Origin of the sequence: Terrabacter sp. NPDC080008, from assembly GCF_040702505.1 — a bacterium.
Lineage (GTDB): Bacteria > Actinomycetota > Actinomycetes > Actinomycetales > Dermatophilaceae > Terrabacter.
Genome location: NZ_JBFBLC010000003.1, coordinates 87,577 through 106,580, shown reverse-complemented (window position 1 = coordinate 106,580; position 19,004 = coordinate 87,577). Strand labels below are relative to the sequence as shown.

The 19,004-nt window shown below is 71.2% G+C and carries 15 protein-coding genes and 1 tRNA gene; 7 read left to right on the top strand and 9 right to left on the bottom strand.

The genetic code is table 11. The features are described 5' to 3' along the window. Positions 1-8: 8 nt before the first annotated feature. Entirely contained in the window at positions 9-1,766 is a 1,758-nt protein-coding gene (locus AB0316_RS10695) for an aminotransferase class V-fold PLP-dependent enzyme (RefSeq protein ID WP_366272996.1), read from the top strand. Here the strand turns inward: AB0316_RS10695 and AB0316_RS10690 are convergent. The 4 genes from AB0316_RS10690 to AB0316_RS10675 all read right to left on the bottom strand — a co-directional run bounded on the left by AB0316_RS10690 (position 1,756) and on the right by AB0316_RS10675 (position 6,249). Next, complete coding sequence (locus AB0316_RS10690; RefSeq protein WP_366273338.1) at positions 1,756-2,580, bottom strand: carbohydrate ABC transporter permease; 825 nt, start codon at positions 2,578-2,580, stop codon at positions 1,756-1,758. The genes AB0316_RS10695 and AB0316_RS10690 overlap by 11 nt on opposite strands. A gap of 32 nt (positions 2,581-2,612) precedes the next feature. Further along, positions 2,613-3,848 (bottom strand): sugar ABC transporter permease, encoded by a 1,236-nt coding sequence (locus tag AB0316_RS10685; RefSeq protein WP_366272995.1) that lies wholly within the window; start codon positions 3,846-3,848, stop codon positions 2,613-2,615. Positions 3,849-3,932: 84 nt separating this feature from the next. Further along, positions 3,933-5,192, bottom strand: a complete 1,260-nt coding sequence (locus AB0316_RS10680; RefSeq protein WP_366272994.1) for an extracellular solute-binding protein — start codon at positions 5,190-5,192, stop codon at positions 3,933-3,935. Between the two features lies 1 nt (position 5,193). Beyond that, positions 5,194-6,249 (bottom strand): substrate-binding domain-containing protein, encoded by a 1,056-nt coding sequence (locus AB0316_RS10675; protein WP_366272993.1) that lies wholly within the window; start codon positions 6,247-6,249, stop codon positions 5,194-5,196. 154 nt (positions 6,250-6,403) lie between these two features. Between AB0316_RS10675 and AB0316_RS10670 the strand changes: the two genes are divergently transcribed. Then, a complete protein-coding gene (locus AB0316_RS10670) occupies positions 6,404-8,614 on the top strand; it encodes a glycogen debranching N-terminal domain-containing protein (protein ID WP_366272992.1) in 2,211 nt (736 codons plus the stop codon). 98 nt (positions 8,615-8,712) lie between these two features. On the opposite strand, the gene AB0316_RS10665 is transcribed toward AB0316_RS10670, so the two are convergent. Next, positions 8,713-8,786 (bottom strand) — tRNA-Met (locus AB0316_RS10665). A gap of 181 nt (positions 8,787-8,967) precedes the next feature. Continuing rightward, a complete protein-coding gene (locus tag AB0316_RS10660) occupies positions 8,968-11,973 on the bottom strand; it encodes a UPF0182 family protein (protein ID WP_366272991.1) in 3,006 nt (1,001 codons plus the stop codon). 152 nt (positions 11,974-12,125) lie between these two features. Between AB0316_RS10660 and AB0316_RS10655 the strand changes: the two genes are divergently transcribed. Beyond that, positions 12,126-12,656, top strand: a complete 531-nt coding sequence (locus AB0316_RS10655; RefSeq protein WP_366272990.1) for a PPA1309 family protein — start codon at positions 12,126-12,128, stop codon at positions 12,654-12,656. Positions 12,657-12,677: 21 nt separating this feature from the next. On the opposite strand, the gene AB0316_RS10650 is transcribed toward AB0316_RS10655, so the two are convergent. Both AB0316_RS10650 and AB0316_RS10645 read right to left on the bottom strand, forming a co-directional pair. After that, complete coding sequence (locus tag AB0316_RS10650; protein WP_366272989.1) at positions 12,678-13,814, bottom strand: PDZ domain-containing protein; 1,137 nt, start codon at positions 13,812-13,814, stop codon at positions 12,678-12,680. Continuing rightward, positions 13,811-14,296: a molybdenum cofactor biosynthesis protein MoaE gene (locus AB0316_RS10645; RefSeq protein WP_366272988.1), complete on the bottom strand. Its 486-nt coding sequence runs from the start codon at positions 14,294-14,296 to the stop codon at positions 13,811-13,813. The genes AB0316_RS10650 and AB0316_RS10645 overlap by 4 nt, the downstream gene beginning before the upstream one ends. 150 nt (positions 14,297-14,446) lie before the next feature. Here AB0316_RS10645 and AB0316_RS10640 point away from each other — a divergent pair, with 150 nt between their 5' ends. Then, positions 14,447-16,216 carry a zinc-dependent metalloprotease gene (locus tag AB0316_RS10640; protein WP_366272987.1) on the top strand — a complete coding sequence of 590 codons (1,770 nt, stop codon included), beginning with the start codon at positions 14,447-14,449 and terminating at the stop codon, positions 16,214-16,216. Then, on the top strand, positions 16,213-16,791 hold the full coding sequence (locus AB0316_RS10635; protein WP_366272986.1) for an NUDIX domain-containing protein: 579 nt from the start codon (positions 16,213-16,215) through the stop codon (positions 16,789-16,791). The genes AB0316_RS10640 and AB0316_RS10635 overlap by 4 nt, the downstream gene beginning before the upstream one ends. Positions 16,792-16,922: 131 nt before the next feature. On the opposite strand, the gene AB0316_RS10630 is transcribed toward AB0316_RS10635, so the two are convergent. After that, positions 16,923-17,474 (bottom strand): YgjP-like metallopeptidase domain-containing protein, encoded by a 552-nt coding sequence (locus tag AB0316_RS10630; protein ID WP_366272985.1) that lies wholly within the window; start codon positions 17,472-17,474, stop codon positions 16,923-16,925. Positions 17,475-17,662: 188 nt separating this feature from the next. Here AB0316_RS10630 and AB0316_RS10625 point away from each other — a divergent pair, with 188 nt between their 5' ends. Further along, entirely contained in the window at positions 17,663-17,824 is a 162-nt protein-coding gene (locus tag AB0316_RS10625; protein ID WP_020143053.1) for a DUF5679 domain-containing protein, read from the top strand. 195 nt (positions 17,825-18,019) lie between these two features. After that, a complete protein-coding gene (locus AB0316_RS10620) occupies positions 18,020-19,000 on the top strand; it encodes a hypothetical protein (RefSeq protein WP_366272984.1) in 981 nt (326 codons plus the stop codon). Positions 19,001-19,004: the final 4 nt, after the last annotated feature.

Below are 19,004 nucleotides of genomic sequence, written 5' to 3'. Positions count from 1 at the left end.
CTTGACTCATGGCTCCACGCAGCGACCGCGACGACCTGCTGGCCACCATCCGCGCGAGCGTCATCGGTGAGGACCAGGTGATGCACGGGCCCTACGGCCCGCGCCGCGTGACCTATGCCGACTACACCGCCTCGGGGCGCGCGTTGGGCTTCATCGAGGACTTCATCCGTGACGAGGTGCTCCCCCGCTACGCGAACACCCACACGGAGAGCTCCGGCACCGGGCTGCAGACCACGCGGCTGCGGGAGGACGCGCGCCGCGTCATCCGGGACTCGGTCGGGGGCGACGAGGAGACCGTGGTGGTCTTCGCCGGGTCCGGCTGCACCGGCGCCATCGACAAGCTGGTCGGCATCCTTGGGCTGCGCCTCCCGTCCAACTTCGAGGACCGTTGGCAAGCCAGCACGCTCGTGCCCGCCGACCAGCGACCGGTCGTCTTCATCGGGCCCTACGAGCACCACTCCAACGAGGTCATGTGGCGTGAGTGCGTCGCCGACGTGGTGGTCATTCCCCAGGACCTCGACGGCCACATCGACGTCGAAGTCCTGCGTCAGCGCCTCGTCGAGCACGCTGCTCGGCCGCTGCTCATCGGCTCCTTCTCCGCGGCCAGCAACGTGACGGGCATCGTCACGGACACCGACACGATCTCCTCGCTGCTGCACGCCCACGGCGCCCTGGCCTTCTGGGACTACGCCGCGGCGGCGCCCTACGTCGACATCGAGATGTACGGCCGCGGGGGACGCGGCGTGGCCGACCCGACGGCATACAAGGACGCGGTGTTCCTCAGCCCGCACAAGTTCATCGGTGGACCGAGCACCCCGGGGGTGCTCGTCGCGCGGCGCGAGCTGATGACCAACCGGGTGCCCGACGTGCCCGGCGGCGGCACGGTCGCCTACGTCAATCCCGCCGACCACGACTACCTCACCGACCCCGTCCACCGCGAGGAGGGCGGCACACCCGCCATCATCGAGTCCATCCGGGCCGGACTCGTCTTCAAGCTCAAGGATGCGGTCGGCACCCCGACGATCCGGGCCCGGGAGGCGTACTTCCTCGAGCGCGCCGTCCGGGCATGGCACGAGGAGCCGGCCATCGAGATCCTCGGCAACCTGGACGCCGAACGCCTCTCGATCGTCTCCTTCGTCGTGCACGGCCGCGACGGTCGCTACCTGCACCACAACTTCGTCGTCGCCCTGCTCAACGACCTCTTCGGCATCCAGGCCCGCGGGGGGTGCTCGTGCGCCGGCCCCTACGGCCACCACCTGCTCGGCATCGACCTCGAGCGTTCGCAGGAGTTCGAGCGTGAGATCACGCGCGGCTGTGAGGGCATCAAGCCCGGCTGGGTCCGCGTCAACTTCAACTACTTCATCTCCGACGTCGTCGCGGACTACGTCATCGAGGCGGTCCGGCTGGCGGCCCGGGAAGGCTGGCGCCTCCTCGGCGACTACGACTTCGACCCGGCCACGGGGCTCTGGCGTCACCACGACGGCCCGGTCGAGCCGCCGCTCCGACTGCACCAGGTGGTCTTCGGTGACGGTGGCCTCAGCCACCCGGTCCAGCACGAGCGGGCCGGCGAGGACGCGCTGGCCCGCTACCTCGAGGAGGCGCGCAGGATCCTCGCCGCCGCACCCGTCGACGATGCGCTCGAGCCCGCCGCGGAGGCGCACGTCGACGTCGACTTCGACCAGCTGCGCTGGTTCGAGCTGCCCGCCCGCAGCCTCTCTCGTCGAGGCGCTCTCCCCAGACGGCCCGTTGCGCGCCTCAGCCCTTGACTCCGCCCTCGTTGGCGCCCCGGATGAAGTAGCGCTGCAGCCCGAAGAAGATCAACGCCACCGGGATCGTCGTCAGCAGTGCCGTGCCCAGCTTGAGCGGGTACTGCGTCCCGGCGCCGAGCTGGCCGCTCGTCAGGCTCGCCAGGCCGGTGACGAGCGTCTGGTGCTCGGGAGTCCCCCTCGTGACCACGAGGAAGTGCGAGAACTCGTTCCACGAGCCCTGGAACGACAGGATGGTGAGGGTGATCAACGCCGGCCTCGCCATGGGCAGCACCACCGACCAGAAGGTCCGGAAGATGCTGGCGCCGTCCATGCGGGCCGCCTCCTCGATCGACACCGGCACCGAGTCGAAGAACTGCTTCATGATGAAGACCCCGGCGGCGTCGACGATCAGCGGCAGGATCATCGCGGCATACGTGTCGTAGATGCCGAGGTAGTTGACCATGAGGAACTTCGGAATCAACAGGGCCACACCAGGCACCGCCATCACCGCGAGCACGCCGCCGAAGACGGCCCTGCGGCCGCGAAACTGCAGGCGCGACAGCGCGTAGCCGGCGAGGGAGTCGAGGAACACGCGTCCCGCTGTCACGACCAGCGTGACGAACACCGAGTTGCGGACCCACGTCGTGACGGGCACGGAGCTGTCGCCGCCCTGGCCGAAGATCCGCTGCCACACCTGCGCGGTGAACGGGTTGGGCACGAGCGACAGCGGGTTGTTGGCCGCATCCGGGTCGGTCTTGAACGACGTCGCGATCTGGATGAGGAAGGGGTAGATGAACACCACGGCGAAGGCGAGCAGCGCGACGTAGAGCATGATCGTCTTGACCGGGTTGGACCTGCGAGCGTTCACTTGCCGCCTCCTGCTCCGGACGTCGGGTCGAGCTGCCCGCCGGCGGCCATCCTGGTCCTCACCGCGGCCAGGAGTGGCTTGCGTTCGTCCTTGTCGGTGAGGACGCGCCGCTGCAGCGCGGTGAGCACGATGATGATGACGAACACGACGAACGCCATCGCGGCGCCCGAGCCGTAGCGGAAGTTGCCGAAGCTCTGCTGGTACGACAGGTAGGCGGGGCTGAGCGTCGTGCCCGCGGGATTGCCCTTGCCCATGACGTAGATCTGGTCGAAGACCTGCCAGGTGCCGATCAGACCGAGGGTGATGACCAGGAACAGGGCCGGCTTGATCATCGGCAGCGTGACGTAGCGGAACTTCTGCCACCCCGTCGTGCCGTCCAGCGCGGCCGCCTCGTCGACCTCGACGGGCAGGTCCTGCAGCGCCGCGATGAACATCAGCATGAAGGTGCCCGACGTCGTCCAGATGACGAGGAAGATGATCACGAACATCGCGACGGACGGGCCCGAGAGCCAGTCCCAGAGGCTGCGGCCGAGGATCTGGCCCTGCGCCCAGTCCGGGTTGTCGACCCCGACGGCGTTGAACGCCAGGTGGAGCAGGCCCCGGCTGTCGTTGAACCACTGCGGCCCGTCGACGCCGAAGTAGCCGAGGAAGGCGTTGACGACGCCGGCGTTGGAGAAGAGGAAGAGAAAGACCGTGGCGATCGCGATCGAGCTGGTCACCGACGGGAAGTAGAAGGCGGTGCGGAAGAAACTGCGGCCCTTGAGCCTGCTGCTGTTGACCAGCAGGGCCAGTCCGAGGGCGAGGATCGTCTGCAGGGGGACGACGAGCAGCACGTAGTAGAAGGTGTTGCCGATGGACTGCATGAAGTTGTCACGCGTGAGGCCGTCCCGGGCGAAGAGGTCGGTGTAGTTCTTCAGGCCCACGACGTCGGTGCCCTGGCCGACGGCGAAGGGGTTGGTGTTGCCCTGCCAGTTGGTGAAGCTCACCCACAGCGCCATCACGATCGGGACGGCCAGGAAGAGCCCCAGCACGATGATCATCGGGGCCACGAACAGCCAGCCCGCGACGCCCTCACGTCCGCGGATGCCGCCGCGGGAGCGCCGTCGCGCGATGCCGGGTATGCCGGCTTGCCCGGTCGGCGTCCCGGCCGAGGCCGCGGCGGCCTGGGTGGAGCGTGCCCCTGCCGGGGTGACGTCCTCGCCTGCTGGACGTCGGTCGTCGATGCGCGCCATGAAGCCCTCCTGAGCCTTCGGTGACGGATGGGGCGGGATCTCCACCCGCCCGGCGACGCCGGGCGGGTGGAGATCGGTGACCGGTCAGCCCGCGAGCGCCGCCGTGCCGTTCTTCTGCAGCTCCTCGAGCCAGGCGTTCGGGTTGCCGCCCTTGCCGAGTCCGGCCAGCTCCGAGTTGAACTTGGCCATCACGTCGTCGAAGCCGGGCAGGTTGACCGGGCCCTGCGCGTACTGGCCCCCGTCGACGAAGGCCTTCGACTCCGGGTACTTGGCCGCGAACGCCTTGGCGCCCTCCTCCGTGGAGGGCATGACGCCGAAAGCGTCGGCGAAGGCCATCTGCTGGTCCGTCGTGATGAGCGACTTGACGAGCTCGACGGCCTGCGCCTGGTGCTGCGACTTGGCGGCGATGCCCCAGCAGTTGCTGAAGAGCAGCGTGCCCTTGCCGGCGGGGCCCGCCGGCAGCTCGACGACCTTGTACTTCAGGTTCGGGAAGTCCTTCTTGGCGCCGCTGATCCAGTTGCCCTCGATGGTCATGGCGGCCACGCCCTTGCCCAGCGCCTCGCCGCCCCAGCCGGTCGACGGGGAGGTGTCCGTGCTGAACTTCAGGACGCCCTCCTTCATCAGCTTCTGCACCTCGGCGAGGCCCTCCTTGGCGGGGGCGCTCGTAGCCGTCATCGTCTTGCCGTCGGGCGAGACGATCCAGCCACCGGCCTGCTTGATGAAGGCACCGCTGCGGTTGATGTCGTTGCCGATGACCAGGCCCGTCACCTTGCCGGAGGTGAGCTTCTTGGCCACGGCCTCGAGGCTCGCCCAGTCCTTGGGGATGTCGGCGTCGGTGAGGCCGGCCTTCTTCCACAGGTCGGTGTTGATCTCGAGCGCGAGGGTCGAGTAGTCCTTCGGCGCGCAGTAGAACTTGTTGTCGTAGGTGAAGGCCTGGACGAGGGCGGGCAGGAAGCCGGCGTCCTTGACCTGGTCGCCGTAGGGGTAGAGGTTGCCGGCCTTGGCGAACGTGCCGACCTTGGAGGCGTCGGTGTAGAAGAGGTCCGGGGGCGTCGTCGAGGCGAAGGCCTGGCCCAGCTGCTGGCCGAGGTCGGAGGCCGCGATGACCTCGACCGTGTTCCCGGACTTCTTGGCCCAGGCCTCGGTGGCCTGCTTCACCGCCGCGGTCTCGGCGTCGCCGGAGCTGCCGATCATGACGGTGAGCTTGACGGGGCCCTTGGCGGTGCTCTGCGGCGCCTTGTCGTTGGCGCTGCTGAAGCCACCGCCGCCGCAGGCACTCAGGGCCAGCGCCCCGGTGGCTGCCAGGGCGAGGACGGCTGCACCGCGCGTGGTGCGTGCTCTCATGTCACTTCTCTTTCCGTGTGGTGCGGTCGCCCGCGGGTTTCGAGCTCGACCTGACGACGAGCTCTGGTGGGAGGAGCAGACCGCCCGCTGGGTCGCGGGAGGCGGAACGGGCGCCGAGCACGTGGAGCACGCGGTCGGCGACCCGGTCGAGGGGTTGGTGGAGGCTGCTCAGGTCGAGCGCCTGGGCGATGTCGGTGTCGTCGAAGCCGACGAGCCCGACGTCTCGGCCCGGCTCGAGGCCACGCGCGACCAGGACCCGCCAGGCGCCGAGGGCCAGCGTGTCCGAGGCGCAGACAAGGGCGCCCCCGGGACCCACGGCGTCGAGGAGCCCCGCCGCGGCGGAGGAGGCGGCGTCCAGGACCTGCGGGGTGCGCGCCTCCCATTCCGGGTGCGCGAGGCCCAGGTCCGCCGTGGCCCGGCTCCAACCGGACCTGCGGTCGTCGCCGACGGGTGAGCCCTCCGGCCAGCCCAGGTAGCCGATGCGCTCGTACCCCTGGTCGGCGAGGTGGCGGACCGCGGCCTCGATGCCGGCTGCTCCATCGACGTCGACCCACGAGGTGATGCTCGGGTCGTCCCAGACCCGGCCGAAGGCGGCATACGGCACGTGGTGGGCCTCGAGCCAGGCCGGGCGCGGGTCGTTGTTGCGCGTGTCGGTCAGCACGAAGCCGTCCGCGACGCGGCTCGCGACGAAGCGCTCGTAGGCGGGAATCGGCTCGAGCGGGTCGGGCGCCGTGAAGGGGACGACGTGTGAGCCGTGCGCGGCCGCCCCCGCCGTCAGTTCCACGAGGAAGGTGTCGAGGATCGCGCCGAGGCGGCCGAAACCGGCGGAGTTGAGCTCGATGCCCCACGCGCCGGCGCGCTCCTGCTTCAGGGTCTGCGCGGCGCGGCTGGGCTGGTAGCCGAGGCGTTCGATCTGCGCCTGTACGCGGGCCAGGGTGTGGGGGGCGACCCGCTCGGGCGTGTTGACGACGTTGCTCACGGTCTGGCGTGAGACCGAGGCAGCACGCGCGACATCGATGATCGTCGCCCGCCGGGAGCGGGGAGAGCTCGCAGTCACCCTTGACGCCGTCTCTGTCGAGTGGAACGTTCAAACCGTAGCGATTTAAACGCATATTTGACGATCCGGATACTGTGCTCTCGGCGCGGGGGTGTCAAGAGCAGGTCTCTCCTCCTCGTCGTCGCCGCACGAACGAACCCGAGCAGGAGTGCCAGTGACCGACCACGGGAACGAGAGCGCCAGTGGCGCAGAGCCGTCCACGCCGCAGCAGCCCCAGGGTCAGCAGCCGTGGCTGCACGACCTGTCGATCTGCGTCGACGGCAACGGCACCGCCCTGAGCGATCCCGACGGCTCGATGACCGGCCGCGGGGCACACGGCTTCTTCGTCGACGACGAGCGCGTCGTCTCGCTCTTCACCATGACCCTCGGCGGCGCGCGCCCCGTCAAGGTCGCGCACTCGAGCCGTGGGGCCCGCAGCGAGTTCTTCACCTCCGCAAGAGGACTCGGTGACCCGGGGCCCGACCCCACCGTCGAGCTGCACCGTCATCGCCTGGTGGCCGGTGGCGCCCTGCGCGAGACCGTCCGCGTTGCCTCGCGCGCGTCCAGCAGCGTCGACGTCCCACTGGTCATCAGGATCGGCGGCGACGGCGCCGACATCGGCCCCGTCAAGGCCGGCGTGGCCACCGGAGAGCTGCTCGAGGCGCACGTCGAAGCGGGACCCCCGGCCGCGGAGCAGGCTCCCGAAGCCCCTGCCGCCGTCTCCTGGCAGACGGAGGCCTTGCGGACCGTCGTGACCTTCTCCCCCGCCCCCGCGACGCTGGAGGTGGGCCTCGAGGGGGTCACCGCGACCTTCCCCCTGTCAGTCGCTGCCGGCTCGCAGGCACAGGTCGAGGTCGAGGTGCGCACCGAGCGCCTTGCCCGGAGCCACTTCCCCGCCGACTCCGGGTCGGACGCCGTCGACTGGCCGGAGAGCCTCCGGGTGGACGCGGGCGACCCCCGCCTCGCACGTCTGCTGGACACGTCGCTGGCCGACCTGCGAAGCCTGCTCCTGCGCGACCCTGTGGATTCTCGCGACGTCTTCGCTGCCGCCGGAACCCCTTGGTACCTCACGCTCTTCGGACGCGACTCCCTCTGGACGGCGCGGATGATGCTCCCCCTCGGCACCGACCTCGCGGCCGGCACGCTGCGCAGCCTGGCGCGCCGGCAGGGCACCGGGTGGGACCCGGAGACGGCGGAGGCACCGGGAAAGATCCCTCACGAGCTGCGCCGCACCACCTACGAGGACGCCACCGTCGACTTCACCCTCCCCACGGTCTACTGGGGCACCGTGGACGCCACGGCGCTCTGGATCTGCCTGCTGCACGACGCCTGGCGCTGGGGAATGCCCTCCGACGACGTCCGGTCCCTGCTGCCCGAGCTCCGGGCCGCCGCCTCCTGGCTCACGGAGATCGCCGTGCCCGGTGAGGACGGCTTCATCCAGTACGTCGACGAGAGCGGCCGCGGCCTGGCCAATCAGGGCTGGAAGGACTCCGGCGACTCGATGCGCTTCCGTGACGGCACGTTGGCCACCGCCCCCATCGCCCTCGTCGAAGCCCAGGCGTATGCCGTCGAGGCCGCCATGGACGCCGCCGCGCTGCTGCGCGAGCTCGGTGACCTGCCTGCCTCCGACGCCGCGCGGGCGGCCGAGCTCGAGGGGTGGGCCGGATCGCTGTCCAAGCGCATCCGCTCCAGCTTCTGGGTCGGGCCGCCCGAGCAGCGCTACCTGGCGATGGCGATCGACGGCACCGCACGCCCGGTGGACGGGGTCGGGTCCAACATGGGGCATGCGCTCGGCACCGGAGCCCTCACGCCGTCGGAGGCGCAGCAGGTCACCGACCTGCTCGTCAGCAGGACCATGCTGGGCGACTTCGGCATCATGACCCTCGCGAGCGACAACGGCGGATTCAACCCCATCGGCTACCACACCGGTTCGGTCTGGGTGCACGACACCGCCATCTGCGCGCTCGGCATGGCACGCGAAGGCCATGCGGCCGAGGCCGCTTCGGTCGTGTCCGCGCTGCTGGACCTCGGCGAGGCCTTCGGCTACCGGTTCCCCGAGCTGTTGGCCGACCCGGCGACGATCGGCCAGTGGGCGCCCTATCCCGCCTCCTGCCGGCCCCAGGCCTGGGCAGCGGCCTCGGCGATGGCGATGCTCACAGTCGCGCTCGGCGTCACGGTCGACGTGCCGGGCCGACGCATGACCGTGCGTCCGCCCTCGCCACTGCCGTTCGGGGCGCTCACGGTCTCGGGTCTGCGGGTCGGCGAGGCCACGGTCTCCGTCGCGGTGGATGCCCTCGGCGCGGTCACCGTCGAGGGGCTGCCGGCGGACTTCTCACTCGAGCTGCCCGAGGAGGCAGCCGTGGGCGCGCTCGTCGCCACCGTCTGACCGGGTTCGTCCCCGCCGTCCGGGGGCGGGGACGAACCCCACGGAACGCACGAAGGGCCCGGATCTCTCCGGGCCCTTCGTCTCGCTGACGCGATCAGTAGCGGGGGCAGGATTTGAACCTGCGACCTCCGGGTTATGAGCCCGGCGAGCTACCGAGCTGCTCCACCCCGCGTCGGCAAGAGCAACGTTACGCGAATCCGGCCAGAGGACCAAATCGAGACGTCCCCACGACGGCGGAGAAGCCCGCGAGATACGGAAACGACTGCGGCAGCAGGCGGTTGGCCTGCTGCCGCAGTCGTGATCTCGAGAGGTTCCCGGTCGGGTTCGGGTGGTGGGTCCGGCCGGTCTCCCCGTCAGGGCTTGGTCGTCGGCACCGACTGGGGTGAGGCGTCCACGGCCCGCTTGAGAGCGTCCTTCAGCTTGGTCTGCGCTTGCCCGTACGCCGTGAAGTCCCCGCGCTTGAGCGCAGCCTCCCCCTCGGCGTAGGCCGACTCCGCGTCCTTGAGCGCCTGCGTCAGCGCCGCGGAGCTCGCTCCCGACGGGGCCGGCTGACCGGTCGCCGACGGGTTGGGTGTGGGCGTCGCGGTGCTCCCCGGGGTGGGCGTGGGCACCGGAGTGGTGCCGTTGTCGCCGGCCGGGGCGCCCGAGGACCCACCGAACAGGTCGTTCAGGGCCAGGTCCAGCGAGCTGGCCCAGGCGATCTTGCTGCCGAATGCCACGGCCACCGCGACGAGGCGGGGGTAGGAGCCGGACTGCGAGCGCGCCTGCGAGTAGATCGGCTGGACGTAGAGCAGTCCGCCGCCGACGGGCAGGGTCAGCTGGTTGCCGAAGATGACCGCATTGCCGTTCGAGTTGGTCGTGCCGATGTACTGCGCGAGCGTCGTCGGCAGCTGCGGATCCTTGGACGACACGGCCGAGCTGCGCATCTCGTTGTAGACCTGTCCCGGCCCGCTCACCGTACCGCCGCCCATGTCGAGCAGGCGCATCGAGCCGTAGCTCGGTGACTTCTTGCCGGTTTGGGAGCCCGCGTCGCCGTCGACGGCGAGGAAGCCCGACAGCACGTTGCGGTCGCCGGTGGGCATGAAGGTGGACGTGAGCGAGAAGGCCGGCTTGCCCTGCCCGGGCATCGCGAGCGAGAGGTAGTACGGCGGCTGCGGCAGCGCCTCGGCCTGGGTCGGGTCGTCCGGGACGCGCCAGAAGTTGTTGCCTCCGTAGAAGGAGCCCGCGTTGGTGTCGTGGTACCGCTGCAGCAGGTCCCGCTGCACCTTGAAGAGGTCCTCGGGGTAGCGCAGGTGGGACATGAGATCGCCGCTGATGTCGCTGAGCGGCTTGACGGTGCCCGGGAAGATCGACATCCAGGCCTTGAGGACGGGGTCCTGCTGGTCCCACTGGTAGAGCGTGACCGTGCCGTCGTACGCGTCGACCGTCGCCTTGACCGAGTTGCGCACGTAGTTGACCTGACCGCCCTGCACGGCGCGCACCGAGTTGCGCGTGCTCGTGACCGCGTCCTCCGTCGCTTGGTCCAGGGTGGTGCTCTCCGAGTACGGGTAGTCCGAGGAGGTCGTGTAGCCGTCGAGGATCCACAGGACCCGGCCGTTCACGACGGCGGGGTACGCGTTGCCGTCGAGGGTCAGCCACGGGGCCACGCGCTGCACGCGCTCACGCGGCGTGCGGTGGTCGAGGATGCGCGAGTCGTTGGTCACCGCGTCGGAGAGGAGGAAGTTGATCTCGCGGTACTTCACCGCATACGCGAGCCGCTTGAGGCCGTCCAGCGGCACCCCGCCGTTGCCCGCGTAGGTGTAGCTGATCTGGCCAGTGCCCTTGGGGTCGGGGTAGTCGAACTCCTGCTTGTTGCCGCCGACGATGGAGTACTCGGGCGAGCTCTCGCCGAAGTAGATGCGGGGCTCGTACTTGCCGAGGGCGCCCTGCGTGCCGATCTGCGACTCGAGGAAGTCCGGGCTGCCGTCGCTCTCGCGGGTGTTGCCCTTGGCCGCGACGACGCCGTAGCCGTGCGTGTAGACGGTGTGGTCGTTGAGCCAGTTGCGCTGGCCCTCCGGCACGCCGCTCAGGTCGAGCTCGCGCGCGGCGATCACGGTGTCCTGCGGCTTGCCGTCGATCTGGTAGCGGTCGACGTCGAGCACGTCGGCGAACTGGTAGTAGCCCTTGCTCGCCTGCAGCTGCTTGAACGTCGGGCTGACGATGTTGGGGTCGATGAGGCGGATGCCCGGGATGGTGTCCGCGTCGCTGCGGAGCGCGTTGGGCTGCGCAACGGTCTTCGTGTCGTAGGACGCGACCTGGATGCCGTCGACCCCGTAGGCCGCCCGTGTCGCGTCGATGTTGCGCTGGATGTACTCGAGCTCGAGGTTCTTCTCCGAGGGGCGCACCTTCAGCGACTGCACGAGCGCCGGGTAGATGCCGCCGACGGCGACCACGATGACGGCCAGGACCGCGACCCCGACGAGCGGGAGGCGCCACGAGCGGGTCCAGATCGTCGTGAGGAACATGATCGCGCACATGACCGCCGCGACCGCGAGGATCCCCTTGGTGGGGATGTCGGCGTGGGCCTGGGTGTACTGGATGCCGGTGATCTTCGTCGACTGGGCCGTTGCGAGGTTGTAGCGGTCGACCCAGAACGCGACGGCGCGCACGAGCACGAGGCCGGCGGCGATGACCGACAGGTGCACGCGGGCCGCCTGCGTCGAGCGCATCTTGCTGCCCGCGACGATGCCGCCGTAGAGGTAGTGGGTGAACGCGGCGGTGATGAAGCCGATCACGAGCGTCATCGTCAAGAACGCGATGACGAAGTTGATCCACGGCAGGTCGAACACGAAGAAGCCGATGTCGAGGCCGAACTCGGGGTCCTTGGTGCCGAACGGGTTCGAGTTGCGCCAGAGCAGGAAGGTGTCCCACTGGGTCGCTGCCGACAGCCCCGCGAAGAGGCCCACCGCCAGCGGCGCGGCAACCGTCGCGGTGCGGCGCATCGGCTCGACGAGCTGCCGGTAGTGCTCCATCGCCTGGGTGTCGGGCGACGGGGCGTAGATCGGCCGGCTGCGGTAGGCGAAGTGGATGCTCGACCACACCATGGCTGCGGTGACGAGGCCACCGATGAGGCCGAGGACGACCTTCGTGACGAGCTGGGTGGTGAACACGCCGGTGAAGCCGACCGACTGGTACCAGAGCACCTCGGTCCAGAACTGCGCTGCGATCGCGATCACGACGAGCAGCGCCGCCGCGATCACCAGAGCCGTGACGAGCGGGCGCCGGGTCGGGGCCAACCGTTCGGCATCGCCCCGTCGCGGCGGGCCGGAGTCGTCGTCGTTGAAGTTGCCCGGCGGAGGGCCGAAGTTGCTGTCGCTCACGTGGAGTTGCCTTGGGTGCTGGGGCGGGCAGGTCGTCGGCGGACCCGGGGCGGCCTCCTCTGGCTGCCTGCGGAAACCATAACCCGCCCCCCTGAGGTTCCCGCGGGGAGCCGCGGCAACGTGACCTGAACGGCATACGGCAGCATGGGGGCGTGAACTCTCAGCCCGTGATCGACCCCCTGGCCATCGCCGCGCTCGACACCGAGCGCCACGTCGCGGCAGCGGGCTGGGACCAGCCCGCGCGCCTGTTCGCCCTCGTGCGCACGGCCGACCTGCTCGAGCGGGAGCCGCAGCTGCGGGCGCAGATGGGGCCCGCCGACCTCGCCGAGGGGGCGCTCACGGCGATCGAGCAGGAGGGCCTGCCTGCCACGAGCTCGCTCGAGTCGCTGCTGGGTCGGCTGGCCTGGCCGGCCGAGGTCGACGGGTGTGCCTTCGCCATCGAGCGGATGGTGGTGCCGCCCGAGGCCGAGCGCGAGCTGCCGTCGCGCGGCGAGGACGCGGTGGAGCAGCTGGCCGCGCACCCCGACCGCAAGGACGTGCGGCTGCTCGTCGCGGTGTTGCGCGACGGCTCCTCCATCTGCCTGCTCCGTCAGCGCGAGCACGACTCCGACGACGCGGTGGCGACGGGCAAGGACATCGCACCGGGTCTGGTCGAGGCGCTCAAGGCCTCGTTCGAGGACTGAGCAGGGCCTGAGAAGAGGCCCTCAGCAGCGGGGCAGCGACCCCGTCTGGTGCTTGGCGATGTCCTCGACGGCGGTGCGTGCCTCGTCGAACGTGCCCACCTTGAAGACCGTCAGGCCGTCGGGGACATGGCCGACGACCTCATCGCAGTTGCCGGCCGGCGCCAGGAAGTGATGCGCGCCGTCGGAACGCGCGCCGGCCAGCTTCTGCCGGATCCCGCCGATGGGTCCGACCGCACCCGCGTCGTCGATGGTGCCGGTGCCAGCGATCTGGTTGCCGCCTGCCAGCGGTCCCGGGGTCAGCTTGTCGTAGATGCCCAGGGAGAACATCAGGCCGGCGGAGGGGCCGCCGATGGCGCCGGCGTCGATGGTGATCTTGGCCGGGAAGTCGTGGGTGAGTCCGAGGAGGACGCCGAGGGCGGTGCGCCCGCCCTGCCCGCTGATCGTCGGCACCTGGACGGTGGTCTCCTTGCCCTGGCGCGTGACGGTGATCGACACGGGCTCGCCCGGCTTGGTCCGCTGCAGCACGTCGCGCACCTGCTGGGTGTCCGTGATGGGCTCGGCGCCGATGCGCACGAGCCGGTCCCCCACCTCGAGCAGGCCCTTGGCCTTGGAGCCGTCGGTGATGCCCGCGATGGCGACGTGGGTGGGGACCTTCTGGCCGATGGCGCGCAGGGCCACGGCGGTCGCCTCCTCCTGTGAGCCCTCCATCTGGATCGCGTTCTCCTCGGCGACCTGCTCCTTGGTGACCTGCGGGTCGAAGACCTGGTCGACGGGCAGGACCTCGCGGGCGGGGTCGATCCACGCCTGGATCACGTCCCAGACGTCCACCGGGTATCCGGGTCCGCCCTCGACCCGCACGGTGGTGAACCGCAGCGCCCCGTCGGTGGGGTAGGTCGGCAGCCCGGAGACGGAGATGATCGGCTTGCCGTCGTCGCCCGACACCCCGAGGGTGTTCTCGGTCGGCCCAGGGCTCATGACGGCATACGGCAGGTGCACGAGCGAGCCGACGACGATGATGACGAGGAAGAGGAAGAAGCCGGCGAGCACGGCCTTGTTGCCGCGGGTCAGCCGGCCTCGGCCGCCGTCGTCGTGCGCCGCGGCGCGCGTGGGCGGCTGGGTGCCGGCAGGCTGCTCCGGCACCCGCTTGATCGTCCTCACGGCAGGCCGACCCACTCGTCCGCGCCGTCGGCGAACTGCTGGTGCTTCCAGATCGGGATGGTGGCCTTGAACTCGTCGATCAGCTCACGGCAGACCTCGAAGGCCTCGCCCCGGTGCTCGGCGCTGACGCCCACGACGACCGCGACGTCACCGACCTCGAGGTGCCCGACCCGGTGGACGACGGCGATGCGCACCGCGCGACCGTCGGCGGCCAGGCGCTCGGCGAGGGCTCGCGCGGAGTCCGCGGCCTGCGGGTGCGCGGAGTAGTCGAGGGCTGCGACCGCCTTGTCCCAGCTGTCCCGGCTGCCTGGGTTGTCCTGCTGGTTCTCGTCCGGCGCGCTCCGATGACTCTCGGGGCCGTCGTGGTCACGGACCGTGCCGACGAACAGGCACACCCCGCCTGCTCGCGGTGACGAGACGCTCGAGAGCACCTCGTCGACCGACAGGGGCGTCTCGCGGATCTCGGCAAGGGTGACCGTCACGCCCGCAATCGTATGCCGCCGGGCCGGGCCCTGCTCCGCGTCGCCCCGGGCAGGGGGAACCAACAGGCCCCATCCGTGGTTGTCTTGGGTAGGGCCACATGGCCGCAACCAGAGCTTCGACACCAGAGTTTCGAGTGGGGATGAGCAGGCATGGCCGACGACCGTGGACGCGGTGACGAGACGCACGGCGAGCGGGACGATGCCCGGGACGACGAGCCCGGCACCGACCGGTCGGACGCGACCGAGCAGGAGGGCCCGACGGGCGGCTCCGAGGGGGCACGCGAGCCCGGTGACTCGCCCTTCGGGCTGCCGCTGAACCGGCCCGGCTCCGGCTCTCCCGGCAGTGGTTCCGGCCCGGTCGGGTTCGGTGCCGGACCCGCCGGCGGCTTCGGCACCGGGTTCGGAGGCGGCTTCGGAGAGGGCGGCGGCTTCCCGGGTCTGCCCGACCTCGGTGGCATGGACCCCTCCGACCTCGCCGGCATGCTCGAGAAGGTCCTCGGCGAGGCCGCCGAGAACCCCGAGCTCGCGGAGGCGATGAAGAGCATGGGCGTCGACCCGCGCGACCCCGCGACGCAGGCGGCGATGCGGGCGCAGCTCGGCACCTTCATGGCGGCGCAGCAGTCGCCCACCGGCTCACGCGACCTCGCGACCGACGTGGCCCGGCGACACGTCATGGGCGTGGAGGGCAACGACGTCCACGACGAGGCGGCGGCACGCGCCGTAGCAGACGCGGTCGCCGTGGCGACCCTGTGGCTCGACGAGCAGACCACCCTGGCGTCCCCGTCCTGGCGCGCCACCGGGCTCAGCCGTGCGGAGTGGGTCGAGGCGACCATGCCCCGCTGGTTCGAGCTGATCGAGCCGGTGTCCGACGGCGTCACGGCCGCCACGTCCGACGCGATGCGCAAGCAGGTGGGCGAGCTCGGACCGGAGGCGTTCGGCGAGGCGCTGCCCGAGGGCCTGCCGGAGGGCTTCGACCCTCGGCAGATGGTCGAGCAGTGGGCGCCGATGCTCGGCAACCTGAGCCGCCAGATGTTCTCCGCCCAGCTGGGCCAGGCCGTGGGCACCCTCGCCACCGAGGTCGTCAGCGGGACCGAGGTCGGGCTGCCCCTGACCGAGCCCGGCGTCGTGGCCCTGCTGCCCGGCAACGTCTCCCAGCTGGCCGACTCCCTGGAGATCGACGTCGCACAGGTGCGCCTCTACCTCGCGGTGCGCGAGGCAGCCCGCGTCCGGCTCTTCGCGCAGGTGCCGTGGCTCGGCCCGCAGCTGCTCTCGGCGGTCTCCGACTACGCCCGCAACATCACCATCGACACCGACGCCATCGAGTCGGCACTGTCGACGATCGACCCCTCGGACCCCGAGGCACTGCGAGCAGCTCTGCAGGGCAACCTGTTCCGGCCGCAGCCGACCCCCGCCCAGAGGGCCGCCCTCGACCGTCTGGAGACGCTCCTCGCCCTCGCCGAGGGGTGGGTCGACCACGTCACGGACCGCACGACAGCGCGTCACCTCCCCCAGTCCGCCGCCTTGGCCGAGACGATCCGGCGCCGTCGCGTCGGTGGCGCGGCACAGAAGACCTTCGCCGGGCTGGTCGGCCTCGAGCTGCGGCCGCGCCGACTGCGCGACGCCGCCAACCTGTGGGCGGCCCTCGAGAGCGCCGGAGGCGCGGAGCTGCGCGACGGCAGATGGGCCCACCCGGACCTGGCACCGACCTCGGCCGACCTCGACGACGTGATCGGCTTCGTGGAGCGGGCCACCGGCGAGAGCGGCACGGCGAAGACAGCGTCCGAGGGGGCGACCCCTGTGCCCGAGGGGCTGGGCGAGGGCTTCGGCGCCGACCTCGACTCGGTGCTGAAGGGCATCCTCGAGGAGGCCGACCGCGAGCGGGGCGACGCCGACGGCGACGACCCCGGCGCGGCGCGGTGACCCAGCCGGCAGGCTGGCGATGGCTGCACGACGACGCCGTGGACCGGCTCGAGGCGTGGACCCCGCCGGACGACCAGCAGGAGCGGCTGCGCGCCGAGTTCCTCGAGCACCTTCGGCGCCATCCGGACGCGATGAGCAAGGCCGGTCCGCCGGCGCACCTGACGGGCAGTGTGATCGTGCTCGACGAGTCGGGCAGCTCCGCGCTGCTGACCCTGCACCGCAAGGCCCGGCAGTGGTTCCAGTTCGGCGGCCACTTCGAGCCGGGTGACCGGTCGGTGTGGCACGCGGCGACCCGCGAGGGCCGCGAGGAGTCCGGCATCCCCGAGCTGACGGCCCTACCGGAGATCGTCCAGCTCGACCGGCACGTGCTGCTCGGCGACTTCGGGACCTGCCGCGAGCACCTTGACGTCAGGTTCGCCGCCGTCGCGCCGCGCGGCGTCGAGAGCGCAATCAGCAGCGAGTCGATCGACGTGCGGTGGTGGCCGGTGGACGGGCTGCCCGAAGGCACCCGGGACGACCTGCGTCCCCTCGTCGACGCCGCCCGCCGCTTGACCGCAGGCAGCACAGCCGGCTGACCTCGCACCCCGACACGGCCCGCCCGACCTGCGCGGCACCGTCGCGAACGTCGCTGAGCGGCGGGGCAGTTCGACGGCCCGCGCGCTGATGGCATACGGAATCGCCTGCCGTCAGCCGACGCCGGGACGGGTCACTCGTCGCTGAGGTCGAGTCCCGCTGTGGCAGCGACGCCCTGGAGGTAGCCGCGGGCTCGCTCGAGACGGGGGTAGCCGCCCAACAGTTCCCAGAACTCGGGCCCGTGACCGGGCTGCAGGAGGTGGGCCAGCTCGTGCAGCAGGACGTAGTCGACGACCCACCCCGGCATGCCACGCAGCTTGTCGGACAAGCGGATCGAGCCCTCGGCAGGCGTGCACGACCCCCACCGCGAGCGCTGGTTGGACACCCACCGGACGCTGGAGGGCACGGCCCGGCCGCCGAGGTGCTCGCGCGAGAGCGCGAGCGCCCGCTGCTCGAGGTCACCGTCGGTGCGTCGGCGACGCTGCTCGGAGGCCGCCACCCGCGCCACCATGGTGCGCACCCACTCCCCCTCCTCGGCCCTGCTCATGCGGGCCGGGACGAGGACGACGAGGCGCCCCTCCTGGCGGTAGGCCGAGACGGTGCGACGACGCTTGGCGCTGCGGCGGACCTCGACGGTCACGCCGTCGACCACCGTGTGCACCACCTCGCGTCCCGTCGTCGTCATGAGGGCAGGGTAGGACAGCGCGGTGACAGTGCCGGCGTTCGCCGCCCCCGTCGGTGTGCTCGTGGCCTCTTAGCGCATCGCCGGCGGGCGCGCCAAGCGGGGATGAGCATGAATTCGTGCTCAGCGTGCCTTAGGGTTGAACGAGTCGAGGCGCCCGTCGGATGGGCGCCGTCAACAAGGAGACATCAATGGCTGACGAGACCTACAAGGGCGAGTTCTACTGCGTGAAGTGCAAGGAGAAGCGCGAGGCCGAGGGCAAGGTTGTCGTGTCCGACAACGGTCGCCGCATGGCCAAGGGACAGTGCCCCGTCTGTGGCACCAACCTGAACCGCATTCTGGGCAAGGCCTGACCGGGTCGCGGCGGCGTCGCTGAACGCCGCACTCGAGGGGGCGGGACCACACGGTCCCGCCCCCTCGCGCGTCCCCGGCCGCCCGCCACCGGCCCGCGGACGTTGTGGACGACGCCCGCGCAGACCCGTTCGCGGCTGCCAGCCTGACGGGTGAGGGTGGCGCTGCAGGCGGTGCCACCGGGTCTGGAGGTCCCGATGTCCACTGCTGCCGTCCCACCACATCCCCGCGTGCCGATCTGGCTGCGGCCCTTGACGCGACGACGCGGAGAGGTCCAGTTCGGTGTGCTGCCAGGAGGGCCGGTCGTCACCGGCATCACGCCCACCGAGGCCGGGCTGCTCGCCCGGCTCGACGGTGCGCTGCCGCTGGTGGCCACCGACCGGATGGCCGCCGAGGCCGGCATCGCGCCCGCGCGGTGGCGCGCCCTGCTCGAGATGGTCACCCAGCTCGGCGTCCTCGCCGACCGGGACACCGGCGCCTGCGGCGTTGGACGGAGCGGTCCGGGGCGCGTGGTCGTCGACGGCTGCGGCGACGTGTCCGCCCGCATCGCCGACGCCCTCACCCACGCCGGGCTCACGGTCGCGCACGGACGTGCCGCGGTCGACCGCGCCGTCGCGGCACCCTGCAACCCGAGACCCGACCTCGTCGTGCTCCTCGGCTCCCCCGTCGTCGACCCGCGTCGGGGCGACCTGTGGTTGCGCCACGGGGTCCCGCACCTGCCGGTCACGCCCGCGGCACCGCGGACGACCGTCGGCCCCCTGGTCGACGGCTCGGCCGTTGGGCCCTGCCTGTGGTGCCTCGAGCGGCACCGGGCCGACCGGGACGACGCCTGGCCCGTCGTCATGAGCCAGGCCGCCCCCGAGCCCGCCCTCGCACTGCCGCTGCCGCCGGACGGCATCCACGACGCGCTGCCTCCGGGTCTCGCGCACATCGTCGTGGGGAGCGTGGCGCTCTTCGTCACTGGCGTGCTCGAGGGGCACTCGCCCCCGGCCGGCGTCTCGGTGGAGGTGACTCTCCCGTGGCCGAGGATGGACCACCGCCGTTGGCCCATCCACCCCCTGTGCCCCGCCCACCCCGCCGGAGGGCCGTCCGCGGGATCACCCTCGCTCGGGGCCGCACCCGAGGAACACCTCGGTCAGCTGGAGGTGGGCGAGGAGGCCCTGCCCCGTGGCGCGTGAGAGC